The 25758-nt window shown below is 63.0% G+C and carries 30 protein-coding genes and 2 tRNA genes; 19 read left to right on the forward strand and 13 right to left on the reverse strand.

What is annotated here, in order from left to right; translation table 11 throughout:
- Positions 1-54: 54 nt before the first annotated feature.
- The 5 genes from gorA to J7573_RS01645 form a co-directional block, all read right to left on the reverse strand.
- The gene (gene gorA / locus J7573_RS01625) at positions 55-1410 is read right to left on the reverse strand and encodes a glutathione-disulfide reductase (protein ID WP_294324794.1); all 1356 of its coding nucleotides are present in this window, start codon (positions 1408-1410) and stop codon (positions 55-57) included.
- Positions 1411-1509: 99 nt separating this feature from the next.
- Positions 1510-2349: a UTP--glucose-1-phosphate uridylyltransferase GalU gene (gene galU / locus J7573_RS01630; RefSeq protein ID WP_012273146.1), complete on the reverse strand. Its 840-nt coding sequence runs from the start codon at positions 2347-2349 to the stop codon at positions 1510-1512.
- A gap of 196 nt (positions 2350-2545) precedes the next feature.
- Positions 2546-3466, reverse strand: a complete 921-nt coding sequence (locus J7573_RS01635) for a c-type cytochrome (RefSeq protein WP_294324795.1) — start codon at positions 3464-3466, stop codon at positions 2546-2548.
- Positions 3463-4113: a c-type cytochrome gene (locus J7573_RS01640; RefSeq protein ID WP_294324796.1), complete on the reverse strand. Its 651-nt coding sequence runs from the start codon at positions 4111-4113 to the stop codon at positions 3463-3465. The genes J7573_RS01635 and J7573_RS01640 overlap by 4 nt, the downstream gene beginning before the upstream one ends.
- A 145-nt stretch (positions 4114-4258) precedes the next feature.
- Positions 4259-4618 (reverse strand): hypothetical protein, encoded by a 360-nt coding sequence (locus J7573_RS01645; RefSeq protein ID WP_294324837.1) that lies wholly within the window; start codon positions 4616-4618, stop codon positions 4259-4261.
- A 159-nt stretch (positions 4619-4777) separates the two neighbouring features.
- Between J7573_RS01645 and J7573_RS01650 the strand changes: the two genes are divergently transcribed.
- The 8 genes from J7573_RS01650 (at position 4778) to csrA (ending at position 10650) form a co-directional block, all read left to right on the forward strand.
- Positions 4778-5080, forward strand: a complete 303-nt coding sequence (locus tag J7573_RS01650) for a DUF1883 domain-containing protein (protein ID WP_008090281.1) — start codon at positions 4778-4780, stop codon at positions 5078-5080.
- Between the two features lie 8 nt (positions 5081-5088).
- Positions 5089-5259: a hypothetical protein gene (locus J7573_RS01655; protein WP_165837353.1), complete on the forward strand. Its 171-nt coding sequence runs from the start codon at positions 5089-5091 to the stop codon at positions 5257-5259.
- A gap of 24 nt (positions 5260-5283) precedes the next feature.
- Positions 5284-6360 (forward strand): nitronate monooxygenase, encoded by a 1077-nt coding sequence (locus J7573_RS01660; protein ID WP_294324797.1) that lies wholly within the window; start codon positions 5284-5286, stop codon positions 6358-6360.
- Positions 6361-6586: 226 nt separating this feature from the next.
- On the forward strand, positions 6587-7345 hold the full coding sequence (gene modA, locus J7573_RS01665) for a molybdate ABC transporter substrate-binding protein (protein WP_294324798.1): 759 nt from the start codon (positions 6587-6589) through the stop codon (positions 7343-7345).
- Complete coding sequence (gene modB, locus J7573_RS01670; RefSeq protein ID WP_110638701.1) at positions 7345-8025, forward strand: molybdate ABC transporter permease subunit; 681 nt, start codon at positions 7345-7347, stop codon at positions 8023-8025. Before modA ends, modB begins: the two co-directional genes overlap by 1 nt.
- Position 8026: 1 nt before the next feature.
- Complete coding sequence (gene modC / locus J7573_RS01675) at positions 8027-9118, forward strand: molybdenum ABC transporter ATP-binding protein (RefSeq protein WP_294324799.1); 1092 nt, start codon at positions 8027-8029, stop codon at positions 9116-9118.
- Between the two features lie 57 nt (positions 9119-9175).
- Entirely contained in the window at positions 9176-10198 is a 1023-nt protein-coding gene (locus J7573_RS01680; protein WP_294324800.1) for a DNA topoisomerase IB, read from the forward strand.
- 254 nt (positions 10199-10452) lie between these two features.
- Positions 10453-10650: a carbon storage regulator CsrA gene (gene csrA, locus J7573_RS01685; protein ID WP_012315047.1), complete on the forward strand. Its 198-nt coding sequence runs from the start codon at positions 10453-10455 to the stop codon at positions 10648-10650.
- Between the two features lie 68 nt (positions 10651-10718).
- Here the strand turns inward: csrA and J7573_RS01690 are convergent, their stop codons facing one another.
- The 4 genes from J7573_RS01690 to J7573_RS01705 form a co-directional block, all read right to left on the reverse strand.
- Positions 10719-11072, reverse strand: coding sequence for a response regulator (locus J7573_RS01690; protein WP_085676104.1), 354 nt, complete (start codon positions 11070-11072; stop codon positions 10719-10721).
- 12 nt (positions 11073-11084) lie between these two features.
- Positions 11085-12530, reverse strand: coding sequence for an ATPase domain-containing protein (locus J7573_RS01695; RefSeq protein WP_294324801.1), 1446 nt, complete (start codon positions 12528-12530; stop codon positions 11085-11087).
- A gap of 5 nt (positions 12531-12535) precedes the next feature.
- Positions 12536-13696 carry a PAS domain-containing sensor histidine kinase gene (locus J7573_RS01700; RefSeq protein WP_294324802.1) on the reverse strand — a complete coding sequence of 387 codons (1161 nt, stop codon included), beginning with the start codon at positions 13694-13696 and terminating at the stop codon, positions 12536-12538.
- A gap of 84 nt (positions 13697-13780) precedes the next feature.
- Positions 13781-14065, reverse strand: a complete 285-nt coding sequence (locus J7573_RS01705; RefSeq protein ID WP_294324803.1) for a hypothetical protein — start codon at positions 14063-14065, stop codon at positions 13781-13783.
- 204 nt (positions 14066-14269) lie between these two features.
- On the opposite strand from J7573_RS01705, the gene J7573_RS01710 reads away from it, so the two are divergent.
- Together J7573_RS01710 and J7573_RS01715 are read left to right on the forward strand one after the other, a co-directional pair.
- Positions 14270-14354, forward strand: a tRNA-Leu gene (locus J7573_RS01710).
- Between the two features lie 104 nt (positions 14355-14458).
- Entirely contained in the window at positions 14459-14872 is a 414-nt protein-coding gene (locus J7573_RS01715) for a DoxX family protein (RefSeq protein WP_294324804.1), read from the forward strand.
- Position 14873: 1 nt separating this feature from the next.
- On the opposite strand, the gene J7573_RS01720 is transcribed toward J7573_RS01715, so the two are convergent.
- The gene (locus tag J7573_RS01720; protein WP_060485048.1) at positions 14874-15068 is read right to left on the reverse strand and encodes a hypothetical protein; all 195 of its coding nucleotides are present in this window, start codon (positions 15066-15068) and stop codon (positions 14874-14876) included.
- A gap of 616 nt (positions 15069-15684) precedes the next feature.
- Here J7573_RS01720 and J7573_RS01725 point away from each other — a divergent pair.
- A complete protein-coding gene (locus J7573_RS01725; protein WP_294324805.1) occupies positions 15685-16359 on the forward strand; it encodes a polysaccharide lyase family 7 protein in 675 nt (224 codons plus the stop codon).
- 56 nt (positions 16360-16415) lie between these two features.
- On the opposite strand, the gene J7573_RS01730 is transcribed toward J7573_RS01725, so the two are convergent.
- Positions 16416-16489, reverse strand: a tRNA-Cys gene (locus tag J7573_RS01730).
- Between the two features lie 153 nt (positions 16490-16642).
- Entirely contained in the window at positions 16643-17662 is a 1020-nt protein-coding gene (sohB, locus tag J7573_RS01735) for a protease SohB (RefSeq protein WP_294324806.1), read from the reverse strand.
- A gap of 195 nt (positions 17663-17857) precedes the next feature.
- Between sohB and J7573_RS01740 the strand changes: the two genes are divergently transcribed.
- The 4 genes from J7573_RS01740 to J7573_RS01755 all read left to right on the forward strand — a co-directional run bounded on the left by J7573_RS01740 (position 17858) and on the right by J7573_RS01755 (position 20984).
- On the forward strand, positions 17858-18568 hold the full coding sequence (locus tag J7573_RS01740) for a histidine phosphatase family protein (protein WP_294324807.1): 711 nt from the start codon (positions 17858-17860) through the stop codon (positions 18566-18568).
- Between the two features lie 54 nt (positions 18569-18622).
- Positions 18623-18940 (forward strand): SCP2 sterol-binding domain-containing protein, encoded by a 318-nt coding sequence (locus J7573_RS01745; RefSeq protein ID WP_294324808.1) that lies wholly within the window; start codon positions 18623-18625, stop codon positions 18938-18940.
- A gap of 185 nt (positions 18941-19125) precedes the next feature.
- On the forward strand, positions 19126-20193 hold the full coding sequence (locus tag J7573_RS01750) for a phosphotransferase family protein (protein WP_294324809.1): 1068 nt from the start codon (positions 19126-19128) through the stop codon (positions 20191-20193).
- Between the two features lie 23 nt (positions 20194-20216).
- Complete coding sequence (locus J7573_RS01755; protein ID WP_110638716.1) at positions 20217-20984, forward strand: SDR family oxidoreductase; 768 nt, start codon at positions 20217-20219, stop codon at positions 20982-20984.
- 58 nt (positions 20985-21042) lie between these two features.
- On the opposite strand, the gene J7573_RS01760 is transcribed toward J7573_RS01755, so the two are convergent.
- Entirely contained in the window at positions 21043-21393 is a 351-nt protein-coding gene (locus J7573_RS01760) for a hypothetical protein (protein WP_152957095.1), read from the reverse strand.
- 175 nt (positions 21394-21568) lie between these two features.
- On the opposite strand from J7573_RS01760, the gene J7573_RS01765 reads away from it, so the two are divergent.
- The 4 genes from J7573_RS01765 (at position 21569) to J7573_RS01780 (ending at position 25757) form a co-directional block, all read left to right on the forward strand.
- Positions 21569-21751 (forward strand): hypothetical protein, encoded by a 183-nt coding sequence (locus J7573_RS01765; RefSeq protein WP_294324810.1) that lies wholly within the window; start codon positions 21569-21571, stop codon positions 21749-21751.
- Positions 21752-21825: 74 nt separating this feature from the next.
- Entirely contained in the window at positions 21826-22215 is a 390-nt protein-coding gene (locus tag J7573_RS01770; protein WP_294324811.1) for a glycine zipper domain-containing protein, read from the forward strand.
- Between the two features lie 154 nt (positions 22216-22369).
- Positions 22370-24199: an SLC13 family permease gene (locus J7573_RS01775; protein WP_294324812.1), complete on the forward strand. Its 1830-nt coding sequence runs from the start codon at positions 22370-22372 to the stop codon at positions 24197-24199.
- Positions 24200-24338: 139 nt separating this feature from the next.
- Positions 24339-25757, forward strand: a complete 1419-nt coding sequence (locus J7573_RS01780) for a sensor domain-containing diguanylate cyclase (protein WP_294324813.1) — start codon at positions 24339-24341, stop codon at positions 25755-25757.
- The last annotated feature ends 1 nt before the right edge of the window (position 25758 follow it).

Consider the following 25758-nt stretch of genomic DNA (forward strand, 5'->3'; position numbering starts at 1 on the left):
ATTGCGGGGTATTCAAGACCCCATCGCCGGTTGTCGGCGATGGGGCCAGTTGCATCAGCGGGTGACTGTGCGCATGGTGACGAACTCTTCAGCGGCAGTCGGGTGCACGCCAATGGTCTCGTCGAACTGTTGCTTGGTCGCACCGGCCTTGAGGGCGATACCCAGGCCCTGGATGATCTCGCCGGCATCCGGGCCGACCATGTGGCAGCCCAGCACCTTGTCGGTGTCGGCGTCCACCACCAGCTTCATCAGGGTCTTTTCCTGGATGTCGGTGAGGGTCAGCTTCATGGCGCGGAAGCGGCTTTCGAAGATCTGCACCTTGTGCCCGGCTTCCAGCGCCTGCTCCTCGGTCAGGCCTACAGTACCGATCGGTGGCTGGCTGAACACCGCAGTCGGGATGTTCTGGTAATCCATCGGGCGGTATTGCTCAGGCTTGAACAGGCGCCGTGCCACGGCCATGCCTTCGGCCAGGGCCACCGGGGTGAGCTGCACACGGCCGATCACGTCACCAATGGCGAGGATCGACGGTGCGGTAGTCTGGTACTGCTCGTCGACGCGGATGAAGCCGCGGGCGTCCAGTTCCACGCCGGTGTTTTCCAGGCCCAGGTTGTCGAGCATCGGGCGGCGGCCGGTTGCGTAGAACACGCAATCGGCGAGCAGCTCGCGGCCGTCCTTGAGGGTGGCTTTCAGGCTGCCGTCGTCAAGCTTGTCGATGCGCTGGATGTCGGCGTTGAACTGCAGGTTCAGGCCGCGTTTTTCCAGTTCTTCCTTGAGGTGGGTACGCACCGAGCCGTCGAAGCCGCGCAGGAACAGGTCACCGCGATACAGCAAGCTGGTGTCGGCGCCCAGGCCCTGGAAGATGCCGGCGAACTCGACGGCAATGTAACCACCGCCGACCACCAGCACGCGGCGCGGCAGGTCCTTGAGGTAGAACGCCTCGTTGGAGGTGATGGCCAGCTCCTTGCCGGGAATGTCCGGCACCTGTGGCCAGCCGCCGGTGGCAATCAGGATATGCTCGGCGCTGTAGCGCTGGCCATCCACGTCCACTTCGTTGGCGCCGGTGATGCGGGCATGGCCCTGCAGCAAGGTTACGCCGCTGTTCACCAGCAGGTTGCGGTAGATGCCGTTGAGGCGCTCGATCTCGCGGTTCTTGTTGGCAATCAGCGTACCCCAGTCGAAGTGGCCCTCTTCGAGGGTCCAGCCGAAACCTGCGGCCTGTTCCAACTCATCGGCGACGTGGGCGCCGTACACCAGCAGTTTCTTCGGTACGCAGCCGACATTGACGCAGGTGCCACCCAGGTAGCGGCTCTCGGCCACTGCCACTTTTGCACCGAAGCCCGCAGCGAAGCGCGCCGCACGCACACCGCCGGAACCGGCGCCAATCACGAACAGATCAAAATCGTAGGCCATGTATTCACTCTCCTAGGCAGGCGCCCAGCATACCGCCGTTGCCCGCCGCAAACAAAAAAGCCACCCCGAAGGGTGGCTCCTTGAACCCGCTTTGGCGTATCAGTACGCCTTGCCGGCCTTGTAGAAGTTCTCGAAGCAGAAGTTGGTCGCCTCGATGTAGCCTTCGGCACCACCGCAGTCGAAACGCTTGCCCTTGAACTTGTAGGCGATCACGTTGCCTTCGGCAGCCTGTTTCATCAGCGCGTCGGTGATCTGGATCTCGCCACCTTTGCCTGGCTCGGTCTGTTCGATCTTCTCGAAGATGTCCGGGGTCAGGATGTAGCGACCGATGATTGCCAGGTTGGACGGCGCGTCCTCCGGCTTCGGCTTCTCGACCATGGAGTCGACGCGGAAGATGCCGTCCTTGATCTCTTCACCGGCGATAACGCCGTACTTGTTGGTTTCCTGTGGGTCGACTTCCTGAATGGCGACGATCGAGCAGCGGTACTTCTTGTACAGCGCGACCATCTGCGCGAGCACGCCGTCACCTTCGAGGTTGACGCACAGGTCGTCCGCCAGCACCACGGCGAACGGTTCGTCACCGATCAGCGGGCGGCCGGTCAGGATTGCGTGGCCCAGGCCTTTCATTTCGGTCTGGCGGGTATAGGAGAACGAGCACTCGTCGAGCAGGCGACGGATACCGACCAGGTATTTTTCCTTGTCGGTGCCCTTGATCTGGTTTTCCAGCTCGTAGCTGATGTCGAAGTGGTCTTCCAGGGCGCGCTTGCCGCGGCCGGTGACGATGGAAATCTCGTTCAGACCAGCATCCAATGCTTCTTCAACGCCATACTGGATCAGTGGCTTGTTGACCACCGGCAGCATTTCCTTGGGCATGGCTTTGGTAGCAGGCAGGAAGCGAGTGCCGTAGCCGGCTGCCGGGAACAAGCATTTCTTGATCATAAACATCCTTAAACATAGGCGAGGCCTGTGGAATTCGGCGCAGTCTAATCAGGCGGCATGCAGCTTACAATGCCCTGCCTGTGACGACCGCTGCCATCATAGAGATAACCCAGTGTAGATAGTTCCAAAAAGTTCGTGAAAATCCCGTCATCCGGCCCTTCCGGGGCAGCCGCGAAAGGACCGGTGCGATGCTTGCTCAGCTACCTGTGCCCTGCCCGATCAGCACTCCGTCGACCTGCTGGCCATACAGGTTGACGCCGTCGTTGGCATGGAACTTCAGCCGTGTTTTTTCGATGGAACCCTCGACCAGGCGCGGGTCCTGAGGGCGCTCGTGGCGATTGACCCAGGCGGCCACGTCCCAGGCCTGCTGATCGCTCAGGCTGCCCGGTTTGCCCAGGGGCATGTTGTACTTGATGAACGATGCCGCGGTATTGATCCGGTGCATACCTGCGCCCCAGTTGTAGGAGTCCTTGCCCCAGAGTGGCGGCATCACATAATTACCGGCCACCTTCTGCCCCTCGCCATTGTCTCCGTGGCAGATGGCGCATTGCTCGCGGTAGACCTGCTGGCCACGCTTGAAGTCGTAGCCACCTTTTGGCTGCGGCACCTCGGGGTAACCGCGACCGGCGATTTCCACGCCGGTGGGCGCCTTGGTCGAAAGCCAGTAGGCATACACGGCGAGCGCCGTCATCTGCGGGCTGTCGGCGGCCGGCGGCTTGCCGTTCATGCTGAACTGGAAGCAGCCCTGGATACGCTCGGCGAAGGTGTTCACCTTGTCGTTCTTCTTGCGGTAGGCCGGGTACATCGGATAGGCGCCCCACAGCGGCGCGGAGTGCGCCAGGCGGCCCTGGTCGAGGTGGCAGTTGCTGCAGTTCATGCCGTTGCCGACCGCCTCGGGCATCAACCGACGGGTATCGACAAACAGTGCGTGGCCCTCGCGGACCATCTTGCCGAAGGCATTGTCCGGCAGCTCGCTTTCGGCGGGCGGTGCGAAGTGTGGCGCGGCCTGGGCACCAGGAACCTTCAGCTGCGACTGGTCTTCCATGGCGATGGGCGCCTGATTGGCAAAGGCAGTGCCCGTGGCCAGCAACAGTAAGGTTGGCAACAAGGTTTTCATGGCTTGACCTCCGGGCTGACGGGGTGGGCGAAGTACTCGGCAATCGCCTTGACTTCGGCGTCGGTCATGGCCTTGGCCACGCCTGCCATCAGCTGGTTCGGGTCGTTGCTGCGGCTGCCGTCGCGCCAGCCGTTGAGCTGCGCCACAAGGTAGGCGGCGGGCTGCCCGGCCAGCGGCGGGAAGTGCTCGCCGACACCGCTGCCGCCCGGGCCATGGCACTGCACGCATCCGGGGATCTGCCGGCTCCAGTCGCCGTAAAGGGCCAGGCGTTCGGTGGGGTTGCTTGCAATCTGCTGGCGACGCAGGTCTGGGGCAGGATCACCCGGCAGACCGGCCAGGTAATGGCTGACGGCCTCGATCTCATCTTCACTCAGAGCTTTGGCCAGCGGTGCCATGACCGGCTGCTGGCGGCTGCCGGTGCGCCAGTCATGCAGTTGCTTGCTCAGGTAACCGGCCGGCAGGCCAGCCAGGCGGGGGAACCCTGCGGCGGCAATACCCTTGCCGTCCGGGCCGTGGCAGCCCAGGCAAGCCATGGCGGCGGGGTTGGCCCCGCCCTGGGTAAAGACTTTCTGACCATCGGCGGCATGCGCCGCAGGCCAGGCCAGGATCAGCAGGCTGCCGATCACGACGCGACTCAACGGTGTCATCACGAATCTCCATTTCTTTTGTTATAAGCTTAGGCTTAAAGAACATAAGCAAATGGATACTAGACCCGTGAGGGAATTCGCAACAATGCCCAAGCCGACAACTGGCCAGCAATTGGCCTTCTATGCGGCGATCCGTTGAGCCAAATCAACTACCAGAGATGCACTCGGTCGTTGCTTTGCGTACATCACCCGGGCGCAGCGGAAAGTTGTTCAGCCGCTCATGCAGCTTGATGCTGCTGCCGCTGCCGCGCTTGTGGATGTCGAGCAACGCTGCCGGCCCGGAACTTGCCGTGAACTTTTGCGGCACGATCAGGCGCAAGCCGTCATCGCGCTGTTCCTCCACCAAAGGGTCACGGCTTTTGGCCAGGTGCGCCTTGACGCAATCGGCGAATTCACGCGGCGTCTTGCCAGACATGACATCCATGGTTTCATGGGATTGCTCAAGTTCCGACACACTGGCACACCCCCCCAGCACCAGGAACAATGCCGCCACCATCCACTTCATTTGCCGCACCTCGAATGACAAGAGAGCATAGGACAACAGCCAGGCAGTTTTGCTCCCCGCGTTGGCCGTTTTATCTGCCAAGTGCCATCAGGCGCGGCAGCGCAAGCCGACATCGTGGTATCGTTCGCCTTTGCTGAACCAATCCTTGCGGAGCACCCCATGAAATTCGTACACCAGCGCGAGCACCTCAACGAGGACGACATCGTCGTCATCGAGTGCTCCCAGCGCTGCAACATCCGCCTGATGAACGACGCCAACTTCCGCAGCTTCAAGAACGGCGGCCGGCACACCTACCACGGTGGCCACTTCGAGCGCTTCCCAGCCAAGATCACCGTGCCAAGCACCGGTTTCTGGAACATCACCATCGACACCGTGACCACCCGCCCGATTTCGGTAACGCGCAAACCGACCCTGACCCACAAGATCAAGATCATCCGCCGCTCGTCGTCGAAACTCGGATAAGGCCTACCATGACCCAGAACATCAAATACGTCATCAAGTACAAGCTCGACGGCCAGCGCCGCTGGGACTTCGCCGTGATGGCCGACGCCTCGCACGAACAGGCCATGGAAGCCCTGCGCAAGATCCACGGCGAAGACGCCGAGAAGATCAGCGACATCCAGGTGAGCAAAGCACTGTAAGGCAACACCGACCAGGAGAAGCGCATGAGCAACTGGCCCGACCGTCGTATCCTCGATCTGCTGGGCATCGAGTTGCCCATTCTCCAGGCGCCGATGGCGGGCGCCAGCGGTTCGGCCATGGCCATTGCCGTGGCCAGGGCGGGTGGCCTGGGTGCCCTGCCCTGCGCCATGCTCACCGGCGACCAGGCGCGTGGCGAGATCGAAGCCTTCCGCACGGCCTGCCCCGGCCAGCCGCTGAACCTGAACTTCTTCTGCCACCAGCCGCCAGGGCCCGACCCCGAGCGCGACGCCCGCTGGAAGCAGGCACTGAAAGCCTACTACGCCGAAGTTGGTGCCGACTTCGATGCGCCTACGCCTGTTTCCAACCGTGCACCCTTCGATGAGCAGAGCTGCGTGCTGGTCGAGCAGTTGCGCCCGGAGGTGGTGAGTTTCCACTTCGGCTTGCCGCACACTGCACTGCTGCAGCGGGTCAAGGCCACCGGAGCCAAGGTGCTGTCCAGTGCCACCACGGTCGAAGAAGCGCTGTGGCTCGAAGCCAATGGCTGCGACGCGATCATCGCCATGGGTTATGAAGCCGGCGGCCATCGCGGCATGTTCCTCAGCGACGACATCACCAGCCAGATCGGCACCTTCGCCCTGGTGCCGCAGATTGCCGATGCCGTGCGCCTGCCGGTAATCGCCGCTGGCGGCATCGGCGACCACCGTGGCTTGGTGGCGGCCCTGGCCCTGGGCGCCAGCGCGGTGCAGATCGGCACCGCCTACCTGTTCTGCCCGGAGGCCAAGGTCTCCCCTACCCACCGCCGCGCACTGGACACCGCGGCGGCCAGCGACACCGCGTTGACCAACCTGTTCACCGGGCGCCCGGCGCGTGGCATCAACAACCGCATCATGCGTGAACTGGGGCCGATGAGCGACCTGGCCCCACGTTTCCCTTTGGCCGGCGGCGCACTGATGCCACTGCGAGCGATTACCGATGCGCAGGGCAACAGCGATTTCAGCAACCTGTGGTCGGGGCAGGCGCTGCGCCTGGGCAGGCATATGCCGGCTGAGCAGTTGACCCGGGAGATTGCTGACAAGGCCTTGGCGCAGATCAAGCACTAGGATCTTGAATCCGTGTTTGCTTCTTCGCGGGCATGCCCGCTCCCACAGGTACAGTGCATGCCTTGAGGCCTGTGAAATCCTGTGGGAGCGGGTTTACCCGCGAAGAGGCCGGCACTGGAAACCCATTACTCTTAAGCTATTACCCTTCCTCCAGCCCCTTCCCGACAAATGGCCTATCGCTATATAGTCCGCACCATAACGATAACCACCTCAAGGAGCTGTCTTCATGCGTATTCGCCTGTCCCACTTGGCCACCACTGCCCTGGCCAGCCTGATCTCCCTCAACAGCGCCTGGGCTGACGAGGTGCAGGTTGCGGTCGCCGCGAACTTCACCGCACCGATCCAGGCCATCGCCAAGGACTTCGAGAAAGACACCGGCCACAAGCTGGTCGCCGCTTATGGCGCCACCGGGCAGTTCTACGCGCAGATCAAGAACGGCGCGCCGTTCGAAGTGTTCCTCGCCGCCGACGACAGCACCCCGAAGAAGCTGGAAGCGGAAAAGGAAATCGTCCCGGGCTCGCGCTTCACTTACGCCACCGGCACCCTGGCCCTGTGGTCGGCCAAGCCGGGCTATGTGGATGCCAAGGGTGAGGTGCTGAAGAAGAACCAGTTCCAGCACCTGTCCATCGCCAACCCGAAAGCCGCCCCTTACGGCCTGGCCGCCACCCAGGTGCTGGACAAGCTGAAGCTGACCGAGGCCACCAAGGCCAAGATCGTCGAAGGCCAGAACATCACCCAGGCCTACCAGTTCGTCTCCACCGGCAACGCCGAGCTGGGCTTCGTCGCCCTGTCGCAGATCTACAAGGACGGCAAGGTCGAAAGCGGTTCGGCCTGGATCGTCCCGGCCAACCTGCACGAGCCGATCCTGCAGGATGCGGTGATCCTCAACAAAGGCAAGGACAACCCGGCTGCCAAGGCCCTGGTCGACTACCTGAAAGGCCCGAAAGCCGCTGCAGTGATCAAGTCCTACGGTTATGAAATCTGATGCCACTGGACGCCAGTGACTTCGGCGCGGTCTGGCTGACCATCAAACTGGCCAGCCTGACCACGCTGATCCTGCTGATCGTCGGCACGCCCATCGCCTGGTGGCTGGCGCGCACGCGCTCGTGGCTGCGCGGGCCGGTGGGCGCGGTGGTGGCACTGCCACTGGTGCTGCCGCCGACGGTGATCGGCTTCTACCTGCTGATTGCCCTCGGCCCGCACGGCTGGCTCGGCCAGGCGACCCAGGCCATGGGCCTGGGTACCGTGGTGTTCAGCTTCACGGGCCTGGTGATCGGCTCGACGGTGTACTCCATGCCCTTCGTGGTGCAGCCGCTGCAAAACGCCTTCGGTGCCATCGGCCAGCGCCCGCTGGAAGTGGCCGCGACCCTGCGCGCCAGCCCCTGGGACACGTTCGTCCACGTGGTGCTGCCGCTGGCCCGGCCCGGCTTCGTCACTGCCAGCATCCTCGGCTTTGCCCATACCGTTGGCGAGTTCGGCGTGGTGCTGATGATCGGTGGCAACATCCCCGACAAGACCCGCGTGGTCTCGGTGCAGATCTTCGATCACGTCGAGGCCATGGAATATTCGCAAGCCCACTGGCTGGCCGGTGCCATGCTGGTGTTCTCGTTCCTGGTACTGCTCCTGCTCTACGCCGGGCGCCGTAGCAAAGCTGGCTGGAGCTGAAATGAGCGGATCGATTGTGGCGCGCCTGAAGCTGGCGCGCGACGACTTCACCCTGGACGTCGACCTGAACCTGCCGGGCCGCGGCATCAGCGCGCTGTTCGGCCACTCCGGTTCGGGCAAGACCTCGTGCCTGCGCTGCCTGGCCGGGCTGGAACGGGCGGCCAGTGCCTATATCGAGATCAACGGCGAGGTCTGGGAAGACAGCGCCCGCGGTCACTTCCTGGCGCCGCATCTGCGCCCGGTGGGCTACGTGTTCCAGGAGGCCAGCCTGTTCCCGCACCTGTCGGTGCGCGGCAACCTGGAGTTCGGCTGGCGGCGCATCGCCCCGGCCGAGCGCAAGGTCAGCCTCGACCAGGCCTGCCAACTGCTGGGCATCGGCCACCTGCTCGAACGCAAGCCGGCCACCTTGTCGGGCGGCGAGGCCCAACGGGTCGGCATTGCCCGTGCACTGCTCAGCAGCCCGCGCCTGTTGTTGATGGACGAGCCGCTGGCCGCACTCGACGGGCCACGCAAGCGCGAAATCCTGCCGTACCTGGAACGCCTGCACGACGAACTGGACATCCCTCTCGTCTATGTCAGCCATGCCCAGGACGAAGTGGCACGGCTGGCCGACCACCTGGTGCTGCTGGAGCAAGGCCGGGCCATGGCCAGCGGGCCGATCGGCGAGACCCTGGCCCGCCTCGACCTGTCGCTGGCCCAGGGCGAGGACGCCGGGGTGGTCTTCGAGGGCATGGTCGTCGGCCACGACCCGCACTACGACCTGCTCGACCTGCGCCTGCCCGGCAGTGACGCACCGTTGCTGCGCATCGCCCACCCGGCGCACAGCATGGGCAGCACCTTGCGGGTCAAGGTCCAGGCCCGCGATGTAAGCCTGGCACTGCGCGCCGACAGTACCTCGAGCATTCTCAACCGCCTGCCGGTGCGGGTGCGCGAAGCGCGCCCGGCGGACAACCCGGCGCATGTGCTGGTGAGCCTGGATGCCGGCGGCAACGCCTTGCTGGCGCGCATCACCCGGTACTCGGCGGACCAGCTCGGCCTGCACCCGGGCCAGGCGCTGTTCGCCCAGATCAAGTCGGTGGCACTGCTGGGCTGAGCATCATCGCAGTGGCCGTTGTCCATTGATCAGTGACCTGATCGAGGCCTGCCGCCGATGCTCGATTGCCCTCTGCCACCCAGCCTGCACTATGTCGACGACAGCCAGCCGGGGCTGACCCGGCGCTGCTGGCGCGACCGGTTCATCTACCTCGATGGCCAGGGGCAGCGCATCCGCGACAAGGAAACCCTGGCGCGTATCGCCGCACTGGTCATCCCGCCGGCCTACACCGACGTATGGATCTGCAGCGACCCGCAGGGCCACCTGCAGGCCACCGGCCGCGATGCCCGAGGCCGCAAGCAGTACCGCTACCACGCGCAATGGCGCGAACTGCGCGACCAGCACAAGTACGGGCGCATGCTGGCCTTTGCCAGGGCCCTGCCCAAGCTGCGGGCACAACTGGAAGCGCACCTGGCCCGCCCGGGCCTTGACCGGGAAAAGGTCATGGCGCTGGTGGTGAGCCTGCTCGACCACACGCTCATCCGCATCGGCAACCAGCGCTATTTGCGCGACAACCGGTCCTACGGACTGACCACCCTGCGCAATCGCCACGTCGAGGTGAACGGCAGCACCGTGCGCTTCCAGTTCCGCGGCAAGCGCGGCGTCGAACACAACGTCACGCTACGTGATCGCCGCCTGGCCAACCTGCTCAAGCGCTGCCTGGAATTGCCCGGGCAGGCGCTGTTCCAGTACCTGGACGAGGACGGCCAGCGGCACAGCATCGGCTCCAGCGAGGTCAACCAGTTCCTGCAGCAACTGACTGGCGCCGATTTCACAGCCAAGGACTACCGCACCTGGGCCGGCAGCAGCCTGGCCCTGAGCCTGCTCAGGCGCCTGGCCTGGGAGCCGGAAAGCGAGGCCAAGCGCCAGGTCGCGACCATCGTCAAGCAGGTCGCCGCTCGCCTGGGCAACACCCCGGCGGTGTGCAGGCGCTGTTACATCCACCCGGCCGTGTTAGAACATTACGCCCTCGGGCGTCTGGCCGACTTGCCCGGGCACCGCGTACGCAAGGGGCTGGATGCCGAAGAGGTCGCCTTGCTGCTGTTCCTTCAAGCCCTGGAAACAACAGACGATGATTGAGCCGAACTATTCAACCTATCATGCAGAGAAATTTCCCATTAAGGCCGAAGCCCCCTATTCTTGCCACCGAGCACCTTCGCCGACACGCTTAGCAGCATTTACCTCGGCACCTGCAACTAAAGACACGCAACAGAATTTGTCTTTCGGGGAATTACTATCCGCCGAAAGCGTCTTTAATGAGAAGGAAGAGGGACAAGCTCCCACCGTTGCAGCCCAATGGCCCGACGGATTTCGACATCACCAAGGAGAACTACATGCTGATACTCACCCGTAAGGTTGGCGAAAGTATCGTCATCAACGATGACATCAAAGTCACCATTCTGGGCGTAAAAGGGATGCAGGTGAGGATTGGCATCGATGCACCAAAGGATGTTCAGGTGCACCGTGAAGAAATCTTCAAGCGCATCCAGGCCGGCAGCCCGGCTCCGGAAAAGCACGACGACCAACACTGACCCGAGCCTCGCTTCAAGCCGCACGGACGCGCTTGATCGAATGGCCGGCGCAAGCCGCAACCTGAACCTCAGGTGCCGAGCAGCTCGCGCACCTTGGCGATCATTCTGTCCATGTCGAACGGCTTGTCGAAGACCGCAGCGAACAGCTCCGGGCGGCCTTGGCTGGCCTGGGCGCCGCTCATGAGGATCACCGGCAGGTCAGGTAGCTCCAGTTCGTCGCGAATCGCCCGCACCAGTTCTTCACCATTGAGCACCGGCATCATGTAGTCGGTAATCACCAGCTCCACGCGCTTTTCCCTCAGTGCTTCCAGCGCCTTGCGCCCGTTGCTCGCCTTTTCCACCAGAAAGCCTTCGTCCTCCAGGGCAAAGCCGAGGATATCGGCGATCAGGTATTCGTCATCGACGATCAGGATGGTGTTCATCGGCAGGCCCCGTCAGCCACCCCCTTGCGGTACCGGAGTACCCGACAGTACGCCGCAGGCACCCTCGAACGCCTTGCGCAGGCTGATGCCCTGCGGCCCGATATGCAATTCGTGCAGCGCGGGGTCGTGATGGCTGTCGCGGACCTTCAGAATCGACAGCATGCGCCGCAGCTGTGAATCCAGCTCGACGAAGCGCATCAGCATGAGGTTGTCGACGATGCTCGACAGGTCCGGCGCCGGGGCCGTGATTTCCGACCCGAAAATATCACGCATCTCCCAGGTGAGCATGACGCTGACATCCCGCGCCCTCAGCTCGCCAGCCAGGGCACGGAAGAAGGCATTGAGCCGCGCCGGTTCGGTCGCCAGGCGGCTGAACGCGCCCAGGCTGTCGATCAGCACGCGCTTGCTGCCCTGCTGCTCGACCTGCTCGAGCAGGCGCGCGCCCATCTGGTCCAGCAGGCCTTCGGTGGTCGGTTGCCAACATAGTTGCAAGGCACCCGCGCGCTCCTGTGCGGCGAAGTCGTAACCCAGCGATGCCGCCTTCAGCCGCAGCCTCGCGGGGGGTTCGTAGAAGCCAAAATGCAAGGCCGGCTGTTCGGCGCTGGCAGCCGCCAGAAATGCCAGGCCAAGGGAGGTCTTGCCGATCCCCGAGGGCCCCATCAATAGGCTGACCGAACCCAGTGTCAGGCCCCCGCCCAGCATTTCATCCAATGCCTCGACGCCCGTGGACACCCGGCTCAAGGAGGCGCTGCCAAGCTGGCTGGGGTGGCTGTAAAGCGATTCCAGGCGCGGATAGACGTGCATCCCCGTCTCATCGATCAGGCACTCGTGGCGCCCGGACAACGCCCCGCTGCCCCGCGTCTTGCGCAACTGCACATGGCGCACCGCACGGCTACCGACCAGTTGCTCGCCCAACTCGATCACACCATCGACCATGGTGTGCTCCGGGCTGTTGTCGTCCAGGCGGGCGCTGGTCAGCAGCAGCACGGTACAACCCGCGAATGCCGCATGGCCCTGCAATTCCGAGACGAACTTCTTGGTATCCAGCGCCGTTTCCGCACGCACCCGGGCATTGAGCACGCCATCGACGATGAGCAGGCTCGCCTGCTGCTTGCCGATTTCCTGGCGCAGCAGTTTGACCACCGCATCCAGCCCTTCCTGTTCAAGGGTATCGAAGGCGCTGACGAACTGGATCTGGTCACCGACCATGCCTGGATCGAAGAACGCAAGGGTCGCCAGGTACTGGAACAAGCGCTCATGAGACTCGCTGAGCAAGGTCGCTACCAGCACCTTGCCCCCGTCACGCACATGGCCGCAGGCCAACTGGTTGGCCAGGATGGTCTTGCCCGCACCGGGCGGCCCCTGAACGATGTAGGAAGCGCCCGCGACCAGACCGCCCTTGAGCAGCGCATCAAGCCCTTCGATCCCCGTGACCAGCCGTTTGAGTGCCTGCACCATGATCGTTACCTGTCGTCTTGTGCCCCCGCATCGGGCTGATAGGCCGGCAGATACAGGCGCATGCACGTGCCCTGGCCGGGCGTGCTTTCGACAGTGATGGCGCCATTGCTCTGCTTGGCAAAGCCGTAGACCTGGCTGAGGCCAAGGCCGGTGCCCTTGCCGAAAGGCTTGGTGGTGAAGAACGGCTCGAAGATGCGCGGCAGCACCAGCGGGTCGATACCGTCGCCGCTGTCATTCACTTCGAAGCACACGAACGTGCCGTGCAGCTCCTCCACTTCGCCTGCCAGATCGACCGTGAGCACCGCCAGGTCTATCGTGCCCCGCTCACCGATCGCATCGCGCGCATTGAACAGCAGGTTGAGCAGGACCATCTGCAACTGCCCGGTGTCCACCTCGATCAGCGGAAGATCAGGCTGCAGGTACTCCAGCAGCTCGATCTCACGCGGCAGCGCATGTTCCAGCAGGCCACGCGTGGATGCCAGCAGCCTGGCCGGGGCGACCAGCGAGACATCGAGTTGCCGGTGACGGGCGAAGCTGAGCAGTTGCTGAGTCAGCTCGGTGCCGCGCTGCCCGGCATCGAGGATGTGCTCGAGCATGCGCTGCACCCGCGCCGGGTCCTGGCTGGCCTGCGCCAGGCGCGCGGAGTTGATGATGATGGTCAGCAGGTTGTTGAAGTCATGCGCCAGGCCGCCGGTGAGCTGGCCCAGTGCTTCGAGCTTCTGCGCCTGGAACAGCTGGGCGCGCACGGCGTCGAGCTGCAGCGCCGATTCGCGCCGGTCGGTGATATCACGGGTGACCTTGGCCAGGCCGACGATCTGCCCCTGTTCGTCGCGGATCACATCCAGCGCGGCCAGGGCCCAGAACTGCGTGCCGTCCTTGCGTACGCGCCAGCCTTCGTCTTGCGCCACACCCTGCTCCAAGGCCTGCTTGAGCAGGCGCTCCGGGCGCCCTTCGGCACAATCCTGAGGGGTGAAGAACAGCGAGAAATGCCGGCCTATGACTTCTTCGGCGCGGTAGCCCTTGATCCGTTGGGCACCGGCGTTCCAGGACACCACATGGCCGGTGGGGTCGAGCATGTAGATGGCGTAGTCCACCACCGATTGCACCAGCTGCTCATAGCGGCTGGCGGGCATGACCGGGTGATCGATACAGTCGGCTGAAACCATGCGAACTCCACAGGCACAGCAGGAGGGACCTGATTAGCTTAGCCAAGCGTACCCTTCTGCAACAGCGTGCGCTGCAACAGATTGTCAACGCTCGGGTTCGACCATGACCGGGCTGATTCGCCGCGGCATCGCCACTTTCAGCAGCCACAGGCCCACCAGCAATATCAGGCCACCACCTGCCAGCGCCATCAAGCGTTGCGGTTGCGGGTGCTCGGCATCGAAACCGAGCATCAGCAGGTAGCCACCGAGGGTGATCAGGCTGAGGTACAGAAAAGCGCCCATCAGCAACACCTGCGCGAACAGCAGGCGCCAGAACAACCGAGGGCGAACAGTGCGCCCGGGAAGCGCCGGGGGAGTGGCCTGGGACATGGCATCAAACTCGTTGGATCCAATCAAGTGAGCAACAGTGGCTTAATGACAGCAAGGTGTCAATTGCCCATTCGATCGACGCCCTCATTCCTATGATCATAGGTGCTGCGATTGACTCAACTATAACAATGGGTTATAAAGCGCACTTGATTGTCAGGCCCTTCTGCCTAGAAGCGCGCCGGTCCATGCGACCCTGTCAAGCGTGCGAGTGTGGTGGAATTGGTATACACAGCAGACTTAAAATCTGTCGGCGTGAGCCTTGCGGGTTCGAGTCCCGCCACTCGCACCAAACTCCTTTGAAAAGGCGCCCTTGCGGCGCCTTTTTGCTGCCCGACAGCAATCCCCCGCGCACCTGCTAGAGTGGAGCTTGTCCCCATCCACCGGTATGCCGCCATGCGCTACTCCCTGTTCGATGGTCAACGCGACATCATCCTTCTGATCGCCCGCGTGCTGCTCATGACCCTCTTCGTCCTTTCCGGCTGGGCCAAACTGACCGGCTTCGAAGGCACGGTCGGCTACATGACCTCACTGGGCGCCCCTGCCCCGATGCTGGCGGCAGCGGTTGCGGTGATCATGGAATTCATTGTCGGCATCCTGCTGATCCTGGGCTTCTACACTCGCCCGCTGGCCTTCCTGTTTGCCCTGTTCGTGCTGGGGACCGGACTGCTTGGCCATCCGTTCTGGAACATGGTTGACCCGGAGCGCGCCGCCAACATGACCCAGTTCCTGAAAAACCTCAGCATCTGCGGCGGCCTGCTGGTGCTGGCGGTCAGCGGCCCAGGGCGCTTCTCGGTCGACGGGCGCTGATTCAGTCGTCCAGGTCGTCGTGCCAGGCTGGGTGATCGCGCTCTTCGTCATCGAGGTCATCCAGCAGCTCTTCGTCCTCCTCGACTTCGTCCTCGGCGCCCTGGGCATCCGCTTCAGGGTCGAAGTCTTCATAGAGAAATTCGTGATCGAGCAGGTGATCGTGCTCGGGTTCGTGCAGGTCGTCTTCGTCGCGCATGGTGGCTCCTGGAAATCTGGCACGCCTGTATAGGCGCATCGTTGGCGATGGTCAATGGATTGCGGTTAATCCTGACTTAACCAGCAGGCCTCAGCCTGGCATCCCTCCCTTCAAAACGTTCGTTGCCCGCCTACATGGTGGGCTTTTTTTCGCTCATGAAGGGTGACGACACGCTATCAACGTGAACTTCACGAGTTCATGACAAGCGCTTTGGCACTCTGACGCTGCTCCGAACGTTCTTTAGGACCCGCCACTGGTTGGCGGGTTTTTCTTTTTCCGGCAATTGGAAATGTGTTCGGAAGGTTGTCGCATTCTTTGCCTGAGCGCACACAGGCGAGACCCTCGTCGCCAGAAAACCCTGACAAAGCCCGGCCCTGCGCCGGGCTTTTCTTTGGCTGCCACCTGCAGACCTGAGCCACTTTCTTACCTGTCATCACGCTTTACGTAACTGCAGGGTTTGAAAAAATATCATCTGGCGATACTGTACATTCATACAGTTTTTCGTATTCCAAATCATCCGCCTGCGCATTCACGAGTGCCCAGCCGGATGCGGAGGAATGCATCGCGGTTGGAAGGCAATCGTGCCAGGCCAATGGTTTTATCGTCAGGAGTATTTATGACCGTAAACATCAGCAATCTAACGATCGCTACCCCGGTGGCAGTCTCTTCAACGAACCCTGTCGCGCTTGAACTCAATGGCGCCGAAGCCATCGCTGAGTTCCCGAGCGTGGTGAAGGTGCTCAGCGACGGCTCGGTTCAGTTCACGGCACCGACCAAAGGGGCTTCGAGCAAGAGCACCCACAGAACCCGTTGCGAGTGGTCGGAGACACAGAACTGGACGTTGGGCAGCGCCCCGGACCACTGGAATCGCCAGACCATGACCCTGACCAAGGTCAACTCGGCGCAGAAGGTCGTCGTCAGCCAGATGCACGTCAGGGGGGACGACAGCCCGCCAGTGAAGGTGTTCTGGAACAAGGGCAACATCACCCTGGGTTTCCGGGCGTCCTACAACCAGAGCAACCCGGTGAACAGCACCCTCCTGCAGGGCGTGCCGCTCGGCACGAAATTCGACGTGATCATTCACGCCACCTCTGCGGGTGTGGTCAAGGTGACCGCCCGGTGCAACGGCGTCTCCAGAACATCGAGTGAACTGCAGCTCGACGACAGCTGGGACACTCGCCTGTTCGAATTCCATGGTGGGATCTACAACCAGGTCGACTACACCGATGCGACGCCGGCCGATGAGGGCTCGGTGTGCATCATCAGCGCGCTTTCGCTCAGCCATGGCTGAACGCCGGGCAAAATGAAAAAACCCCGCAGATTTTCATCTGCGGGGCTTTCGAATGGTGGAGGCCGAGGTCGGAATCGAACCGGCGTAGACGGATTTGCAATCCGGAGCATAACCACTTTGCTACTCGGCCTCAAAGTTCGGATCTAGCAGCTTTCGCCTTGCTATCCCCTTGAAACACCGCACCTTTTCAAGGTTTGCTGCGTTTCGATGGGCGCCATTATGTCCGCATTCCTTTCACCTTGCAACCCCCTGAACGAAAAAAAATTTCAACGGGTTCAAGGTGTTAGCGCAAGCGCCCGAGTTTACTCCACAAACCTACCACGGTGTTCTCAACAGTGCCGCTGGCCGCCATGCCGATACGCTCCTGCAAACTCTTGCGCTCGGCATAGTGCAGGTGGAACAGGTTGGCCGTGCGGGCGCGGTCGCTGAGGTACTCGTCACTGGTCTGCAGTGCATCGACCAGCTTGCGGTTCAAGGCGGCAACACCTAGCCAGACCTCACCGGTGGCGACCTCATCGATGTGCAGCTGCGGGCGGTAGCGGGCCACGAAGTCCTTGAACAGCTGGTGGGTGATGTCCAGGTCTTCCTGGAACTTTTCCCGGCCCTTCTCGGTGTTCTCGCCAAATACGGTCAGGGTGCGCTTGTACTCGCCAGCGGTCAGCACTTCGAAATCGATGTCGTGCTTCTTCAACAAGCGGTTGACGTTGGGCAACTGCGCCACCACACCGATCGAACCCAGCACGGCGAATGGCGCGCTGACGATCTTCTCGCCGATGCAAGCCATCATGTAACCGCCGCTGGCCGCGACCTTGTCGATGCACACGGTGAGCGGGATGCCGGCCTGACGGATGCGCGCCAGCTGCGAAGCTGCCAGGCCATAGCTGTGCACCAGGCCGCCGCCGCTTTCCAGGCGCAGCACCACTTCATCGCGTGGGGTGGCCAGGGTCAGCAGTGCGGTGATCTCGTTGCGCAGGCTTTCGGTGGCGGAAGCCTTGATATCACCGTCGAAGTCGAGCACGAACACTCGGCCCTTCTCTTCGGCCTTGCCCTTTTTCTGCTGTTTCTCCGCCTTGGCCTGCTGCTTGCGCAGGGCCTTGAGCTGGGCCTTGTCGAGCAGGCCGCTTTCCAGGCGCTCACGCAGCTCTTTATAGAATTCGTTGAGGCGGGTGACCTGCAACTGCCCACCGGCCTTGCGCCGCCCCTTGCCGCGCAAACCGGCGATGGCGGACAACACCACCAGGATGGCAATCACCAGGGTGGCGGTTTTGGCGAGAAAGCTTGCGTATTCGGCAAGAAACTCCACGTTGACTCCTTATGAACCTGCGCCAGATCGGCGCGAAACTGTTGCAAGCATACCGTTGCGCCGGTGCCCTCGCCAGCCGAGGTAAACGCTGGCAACACAGTTCAAACAACCTTTTCAAACGCTTGTATGTTTTTTCGTTGACAGCCTGTGTGGCGCATCCTAACCTCGCAGCAACCTTCAACGCCGGATACCGCAGTGGGCAATCTCTACCTGATCCGACATGGCCAAGCTTCCTTTGGTGCGGACGACTACGACGTCCTCTCGCCCATCGGTGTGCGTCAGAGCCAGGCCCTGGGCGAACACCTCGCCCAGCTCGGCCTGCGCCTGGACCGCTGCGTGGCCGGTGATCTGCGCCGTCAGCAGGACACTGCCCGGTACGCGCTGCAGGCGCTGAACGCAGGTGGTTGCGCGGTACCGGCCATTGAGACCGACCCGGCGTTCAATGAGTTCGATGCCGATGGTGTGATCCGTGCCCTGCTGCCCGGCCTGCTGGATGAGGAGCCGCATGCCCGGGAGGTCCTGCGCAACGGTGCACAAAACCGCAGCGAGTTCCAGCGCCTGTTCGCCCTGATGGTGCAACGCTGGCACGCCGGCGACCACGCCGATGACGGCCTGGAAACCTGGCAGGCGTTCACCGCACGGGTCGAGGCCGGTCTGCAGCGCTTGCTGGGCACTGCTGGCAGTGGCGACAACATCGCCGTCTTCACCTCCGGAGGCACCATCGCCGCCCTGCTCCACCTGGTTACCCGAATCACCCCCAGTCAGGCCTTTGCGCTGAACTGGCAAATCATCAACACGTCGCTCAGCCAGCTGAAGTTCCGCGGCCGCGACGTGGCGCTGGCTTCCTTCAACAGCCAAGCCCACGTGCAGCTGTTGAGGGCGCCGGAGCTCATCACCTACCGTTGAGCCCGGCCCGTTGTGTCCTTGCGGACGCGAATATCACTTAACAAGGAAAACACCATGAGCGATGTAGCTAAAGCCGTCGAGGCGATGAAAGCAAAATTCAACCCAGCTGCTGCGGCTGGCCTGGACCTGGTGTTCGGCTTCAACATCACCGACGAAGACAAGCACTATGCGCTGCTGGTCAAGGACGGCACCTGCGAGATTCAGGAAGGTGAGAATGCTGACGCCAACTGCACCCTGGTGCTGGACAGCGAAACCCTGAAGGACATCGTCAGCGGCGAAACCGACGGCATGCAGGCGTTCATGAGCGGCAAGCTGCGCGTCGAAGGCGACATGATGCTGTCGATGAAACTCAGCGAGCTGTTCCCTTCCTGAGTGATGGGCACAACGCACGAGGAAAAAACCGAAGCCTGACTGGCTTCGGTTTTTTTTTGCCCGGCATTCGGTGCAGTGATCGACCAGCAACACCCTTGCCTATATGGCACCTGGCACGCTTGTTCCACAGCCGCCAGGCCATTAGATTAGCCAATAATCCTTGCGCCAGATAATAAGGAAAACGCATGACGCTCACCGACCAGTCCACCCAGGTACGCCCCGGCGAAGAACTCGACGCGGCCGTCATCGATCCTTACCTGAAGGGCCACATCGCCGGCCTCGAGGGCACACCGAGCATCAGCCAGTTCCCTGGCGGCGCGTCCAACCTCACCTACCTGGTCAGCTACCCGGGCCGTGAATTCGTATTGCGCCGCCCGCCGTTCGGCCAGAAGGCCAAGTCGGCCCATGACATGGGCCGCGAGTTCCGCATCCTCAACCAGCTCAACAGCGGCTTCCCGTATTGCCCCAAGGCCTATGCCCATTGCACCGACGAATCGCTGATCGGCGGCGAGTTCTACGTGATGGAGCGGGTCAAGGGCGTGATTCTGCGTTCGGACATTCCGCACGAGCTGGGCCTGGATGCCAGCCGTACCGAAGCCCTGTGCAAAAGCTTCATCGACCGCCTGGTCGAACTGCACCAGGTGGATTACCACGCCTGTGGCCTGGCTGACCTGGGCAAGCCGGAAGGTTATGTGCAGCGTCAGGTCGAGGGCTGGACCAGCCGCTACGAGAAAGCCCTGACCCCCGATGCGCCACGCTGGGAAAAAGTGATCGCCTGGCTGCACGAAAAGATGCCCGCCGACCACCCGCGCCCGGGCATCGTGCACAACGACTACCGCTTCGACAACGTGATCCTCGACGCCGACAATCCGATGCGCATCATCGGTGTGCTCGACTGGGAGATGGCCACCATCGGTGACCCTTTGATGGACCTGGGCAACAGCCTGGCCTACTGGATCGAGGCCAGCGACCCGGCGCCGGTGCAACTGATGCGCCGCCAGCCGAGCAACGCCCCGGGCATGCTCACCCGCCGCCAGTTCGTCGACTACTACGCCGAGCGCGCCGGCATCCGCCTGGACAACTTCGATTACTACTATTGCTACGGCCTGTTCCGCCTGGCCGGCATCGTCCAGCAGATCTACTACCGCTATTACCACGGCCAGACCCAGGACAAACGCTTCGCCCAGTTCATTCACATGAACCGGCTGCTGGAGCAGATGAGCCTGCAGGTCATCGGCACGTCCACGCTCTGACGCCAGACAACAAGGAAAACAGCATGTCCAAGACCCAACTGTTCGACCTCGACGGCAAGATCGCTTTCGTCTCCGGCGCCAGCCGTGGCATCGGCGAAGCCATTGCCCATCTGCTGGCCCAGCAGGGCGCTCACGTGATCGTCTCGAGCCGCAAGCTGGAGGGCTGCCAGCAGGTGGCCGACGCCATCATCGCAGCGGGCGGCAAGGCCACGCCGGTCGCCTGCCATATTGGCGAACTGGAGCAGATCCAGCAGGTGTTCGCCGGCATCCGTGAACAGTTCGGGCGCCTGGATATCCTGGTCAACAATGCGGCCACCAATCCGCAGTTCTGCAACGTGCTCGACACCGACCCGAATGCCTTCCAGAAGACCGTCGACGTGAATATCCGCGGCTACTTCTTCATGTCGGTGGAAGCCGGCAAGCTGATGCGCGAGAACGGTGGCGGCAGCATCATCAACGTGGCCTCGATCAACGGCGTTTCGCCGGGCCTGTTCCAGGGTATCTATTCGGTGACCAAAGCCGCGGTGATCAACATGACCAAGGTGTTCGCCAAGGAATGCGCGCAGTTCGGCATTCGCTGCAATGCCCTGCTGCCAGGCCTGACCGACACCAAGTTCGCCTCGGCCCTGGTGAAGAACGACGCCATCCTCAACGCCGCGCTGCAGCAGATCCCGCTCAAGCGCGTGGCCGACCCCAAAGAAATGGCCGGCGCCGTGCTGTACCTGGCCAGCGATGCTTCCAGCTATACCACCGGTACCGCGCTGAATGTCGACGGTGGTTTCCTGTCCTGATCAAGGCTGACCGGCCTCTTCGCGCGGCCAGGCGCGAAGAGGCCGGTACTGCAACATCTTACAGGCAGGTCGCCGCCGCCGCCCGGCGCTGCAGGGCCACGCCGTCATTCTTCTGTGCGTAGTAATCCACCCGCGTCCCGCCCGCCTGTGGATACACATCCACGAACGACTCCGCCTCGCGGGTATAAACAGTCAACCCGCCCTGCTTGCGTGGCTCCAGGTAGCCACTGGCGTCGTCGCCGAACACATCCTCTTTCTGCCAGCTGAACTGGATGCACTGGGCCACCAGCTCTGGCGCCTTGCGCGAATCGAGCTGGGCCGTCGGCTTGCCGCCCCGCGCCGCATCCATGGTCGCGCTCGCGCAACCGACCAACACCAGCGCCGCAGCCATCGGCAGAATTGCTCGCATGTTCCATCCTCGGGGCAAAAAAAAGAAAGCGACTCTAGCACTGCCAATGAATTGGCCCAAGTACGCCATTCATCGCCCACACGGCAAAATTTTGCAGGGCATGGAAACCAAATGGATCGATCCCAGTCTCAGTTAGTGTCCCGTAAACCTATGCGGATCAAGGACCTATATCGAGATGACCCGCTTTACAAGCTTTTCGCTGATCGCCGCCTTCCTGCTGTTGTCGGGCTGCTATCACGACCACTACCGTGATGACGGTGGCTGGCGCGATGACGATCGCGGCCACCGTCACCACCACCGACATGATCGAGACGATGACGACGACCGCCAATGGCGCGGTGACCGTTACGATCGCTGAAGCGTCTCCCCTACCCTGACCCGCCGCCCAACCGTGCGGCACTTTAACCTGATGATTCCTTCGAGGTTCCAATCATGCGTCTGACTCTACCTTCCCTCGCTCTTGGCCTGCTGCTGTGCCAGGGCGCTTTCGCCGGTGACGGTACTGCCGCCATTGGCGGTGGCCTGGGTGGTGTCCTGGGCAACGTTGTCGGCCAGCAAATGGGCGGCCGCACTGGCGCAGCCATCGGCGCCGGTGTCGGCGGTGCAGCCGGTAGTGCGGTAGCGGCGAAGAAAGGCAACCGTACCGAAGCCGCCATCGGCGGTGGCCTGGGCTCGGCCGGCGGCTCGCTGCTGGGCGGCGCGGTAGGCGGCAAGAACGGCTCCACCATCGGTGCCGGCCTGGGCGGCGCAGCCGGTGGTGCCCTGGGCAACCACCTGGGCGACAACGGTGGCAGCAAAAAGCACCATCACCGCCATCACTGAGTGATGACAACGAAAAGGGCCGCAACTTGCGGCCCTTTTCATGTGTGCCAAGGGTGCAAACCTTGCAGCACATCAACATCACCTTCACCGCAAGCTGCCACACTGACTGCTACTGTCTTTCGTGCCCCCTTGAGTGAAGGAACACCCCCGCCCCATGAACCAGGAACTGCTCTGGGTCCTCGGCCTGCTGGCTGTCGTCGTCATCCTCTTCGTCATCAACCGCCCGCGCATGGACGTGGTCGCCTTGCTGGTGATCCTCGCCCTGCCGTTGTCGGGCATCCTCACCGTGGAACAGGCCCTGGCCGGTTTCAGCGACCCCAACGTGGTGCTGATCGCTGCCCTGTTCGTGATCGGCGAAGGGCTGGTGCGCACCGGCATCGCCTACCGCATCGGTGAATGGATGAGCGAACGGGCCGGTAACAGCGAGGCCCGCCTGCTGGTCCTGTTGATGGTTTCGGTCGCCGGGCTGGGCTCGGTGATGAGCTCGACCGGTGTGGTGGCGATCTTCATCCCGGTGGTGCTGAGCATTGCCGCACGCCTGAAGCTGTCACCCAGCCGACTGATGATGCCGCTGAGCTTCGCCGGCCTGATCAGTGGCATGCTCAGCCTGGTGGCCACACCCCCCAACGTGGTGGTGCACAGCGAGCTGGTACGCCATGGCGCGCCCGGCTTCAGCTTCTTCAGTTTCACCCCGTTCGGCCTGGTGGTGCTGGTACTGGGCATCGGTTACATGCTGCTGACCCGCCACTGGCTCAATGGCGAAGTGCGCAAGGACGGCCGCGTGGAGAGCCGGCGAACGTTGCTCGACCTGGTGCTCGACTACAAGCTCAGCGGCCGCGAACGGCGCCTGCGCATCCGCCCACAGTCGCCCCTGATCGGCCATACCCTGGGCGAACTGGAGCTGCGCACAAAGCACGGCGCCAACGTGATCGGCATCGAACGCCAGCACAAGTTCACCACCCGGGTGATCGCCGCCGACTCAGGCACCGTCCTGCACCAGGGCGATGTGCTGCTGCTCGACCTGTTCGCCAATCGTGACGACCTGCGCAACCTATGCCAGACCATGCAACTGGAACCGCTGCACTTCAAGGCGGCCTACTTCATCGACCAGTCCCAGGACCTGGGCATGGCAGAAGTGTCGCTGCCGCCGGGCTCGCAACTGATTGGCAAGAGCATTCTCGAGCTGGCGTTCCGCAGCCGCTACGACCTCAACGTAGTCGGCCTGCGCCGCGAGCAGGCGGCCATCGAAGAGCAACTGGTGGAAGAAAAACTGCGCCTCGCAGATACCCTGCTGGTGGTCGGCCCGTGGAAAGCCGTGCGTCAACTGCAGAGCCAGCCCAAGGACTTCCTGGTCCTGAGCCTGCCGGCCGAAATCGATCAGGTCGCACCAGCCCGCACCCGAGCACCGCAGGCCCTGGTCAGCCTGGCAGTGATGGTCGGGCTGATGGTCAGCGGTGCCGTGCCCAATGTCATTGCCGCGCTGATCGGCTGCCTGCTGATGGGCGCCGGGCGCTGCATCGACATGAACAGCGCCTACCGGGCCATTCACTGGCAGAGCCTGGTGCTGATCGTCGGCATGCTGCCGTTTGCCCAGGCACTGCAGAAAACCGGCGGCATCGACCTGGCCGTGGGCGGCCTGGTCAGCCTGCTGGGCGGTGCCGGGCCGCTGGCGATGCTGGCCTGCCTGTTCACGGTAACGGCCGTCATCGGCCTGTTCATTTCCAACACCGCCACCGCCGTGCTGATGGCACCCGTGGCGATCAGCACGGCAACGCAGCTGGGCCTGTCGCCCTACCCGTTCGCCATGACCGTGGCCCTGGCTGCTTCGGCGGCGTTCATGACGCCGGTGTCTTCACCCGTCAATACCCTGGTGCTGGGTCCGGGGCAGTACCGCTTTGGTGACTTCGTCAAAATCGGCGTGCCCTTTACCGTGCTGGTGATGCTGGTGACCGTCCTGATGGTGCCGTGGTTCTTTGGTCTTTAGTCCAATTTGGCAAGGAATGGAGGCTATTTGCCACTAACCCGCGCGATTACGGCAGATTGACATCAAGCACCCAGTGCCAACACACTGACGCGTCAACACCCCAGGTGCTTATAGCCGTTGTCCTGGATTTCGTTTCCGCTTGTCGGTCGAGCCTATGGTTTTTCCAGCACAATCGCGCTTGTTGCCCTACCTTTCACTGTTCGGCCTGACCTTTGCCCTGACCCTCGGCGGGACCCTGGCCCGGCCAATCGAATCGTTATCGCTGTTCTGGCCGGTCAATGCGGTGCTGGCTGGCGTCCTCTTGCGCTACCCACGCCAGGCCAGCCTCTTGGGCATGACCCTGGTGTGGCTGGCGATGGTTGCGGCCGACCTGGCCTGTGGCAGTGCCTGGGCCCCAGCCCTGTGGTTCAACCTGTGCAACCTCGGCGTGGTGGTGACGGTGTGGTGGCTGCTGTCGCGACTGCCCCGCCCACACCGGCGCATGCGCACCCCGCATGGCGTGCTCAGTGTGTTCGGTGCCTGTGCGGCAGGTGCCGTGGCGGCGGCCAGCATGGCCTGCGTGATGGCCGCTCCGTGGTTTGAAAGGTCGCTGCAGGCGACCTGGCTGGCCTGGTTCAGCGAACAGTTCTCGACCAGTGTGCTGGTGCTGCCCGTACTGCTCACCGCCCCATCGGCGCGCGTGCTGATGCGCAGCGGCGCCCAGGTCATCCGCCTGGCACCGTTGCTGGTGCTGCTGGCCTCACTGGCCTTCAGCATCGCCTTTGGCGGGCCAGGCGCCATCGCCTTTCCGATTGCCGCGCTGTTGTGGTGTGCCTGGACGTACTCACCCTTCCTGGTGTCGTTGCTGGCACTCACCGCTGGCAGCACGCTGATCGTCGCGGTGGCGCAGAACCTCATGCATTTCAGCGTGCCGCAAAGCGAACCTGGGGTCACCACACTGATGTCGGCACGCCTGGGCATCGCCATGCTGGTCCTCGGCCCGCTGGTGGTCGCCTGCGTCAGCCAGGCCAATCGCAGCCTGCTGACGCGCCTGGCACGCCAGGCCACCATCGACCACCTCACCGGCCTGCTCAGCCGCAGCGCCTTCACCCGCCGCGCCAATGCCCTGCTCGACAGCCGCCAGCAGCATGCGCTGCCGCTGACCTTGATGATGCTCGACATCGATCATTTCAAGTCGATCAACGACCGCCATGGCCATGCCGTTGGCGACCAGGTCCTGCGCCAGTTCGCCCGCACCCTGCAGGACCAGTTGCACGACGAAGAACTGCTGGCTCGCCTGGGCGGCGAGGAGTTCGTGGTGGTGCTCCCGGGGTTGCCGCCGGAGCAGGCCAAGTTCACCGCCGAGCGCCTGCGCCGCGCCGTGCAGGACCTGCATGCGGCCCAGGGCGATGCGCGCCTGCAGATCACTGTCAGCATTGGCCTGGCCGGCTGCGTCGCGGACGAAACCGCGCCCAGCCTGGACGAACTGCTGGCACGTGCCGATCAGGCGCTGTACCGGGCCAAGGCCCATGGCCGCAATCGCGTCGAGCAGGCCGAGGCGCAACGCCAGGTGATCTGAC

It is taken from the genome of Pseudomonas sp. (assembly GCF_017744435.1).
Classification (GTDB): domain Bacteria; phylum Pseudomonadota; class Gammaproteobacteria; order Pseudomonadales; family Pseudomonadaceae; genus Aquipseudomonas.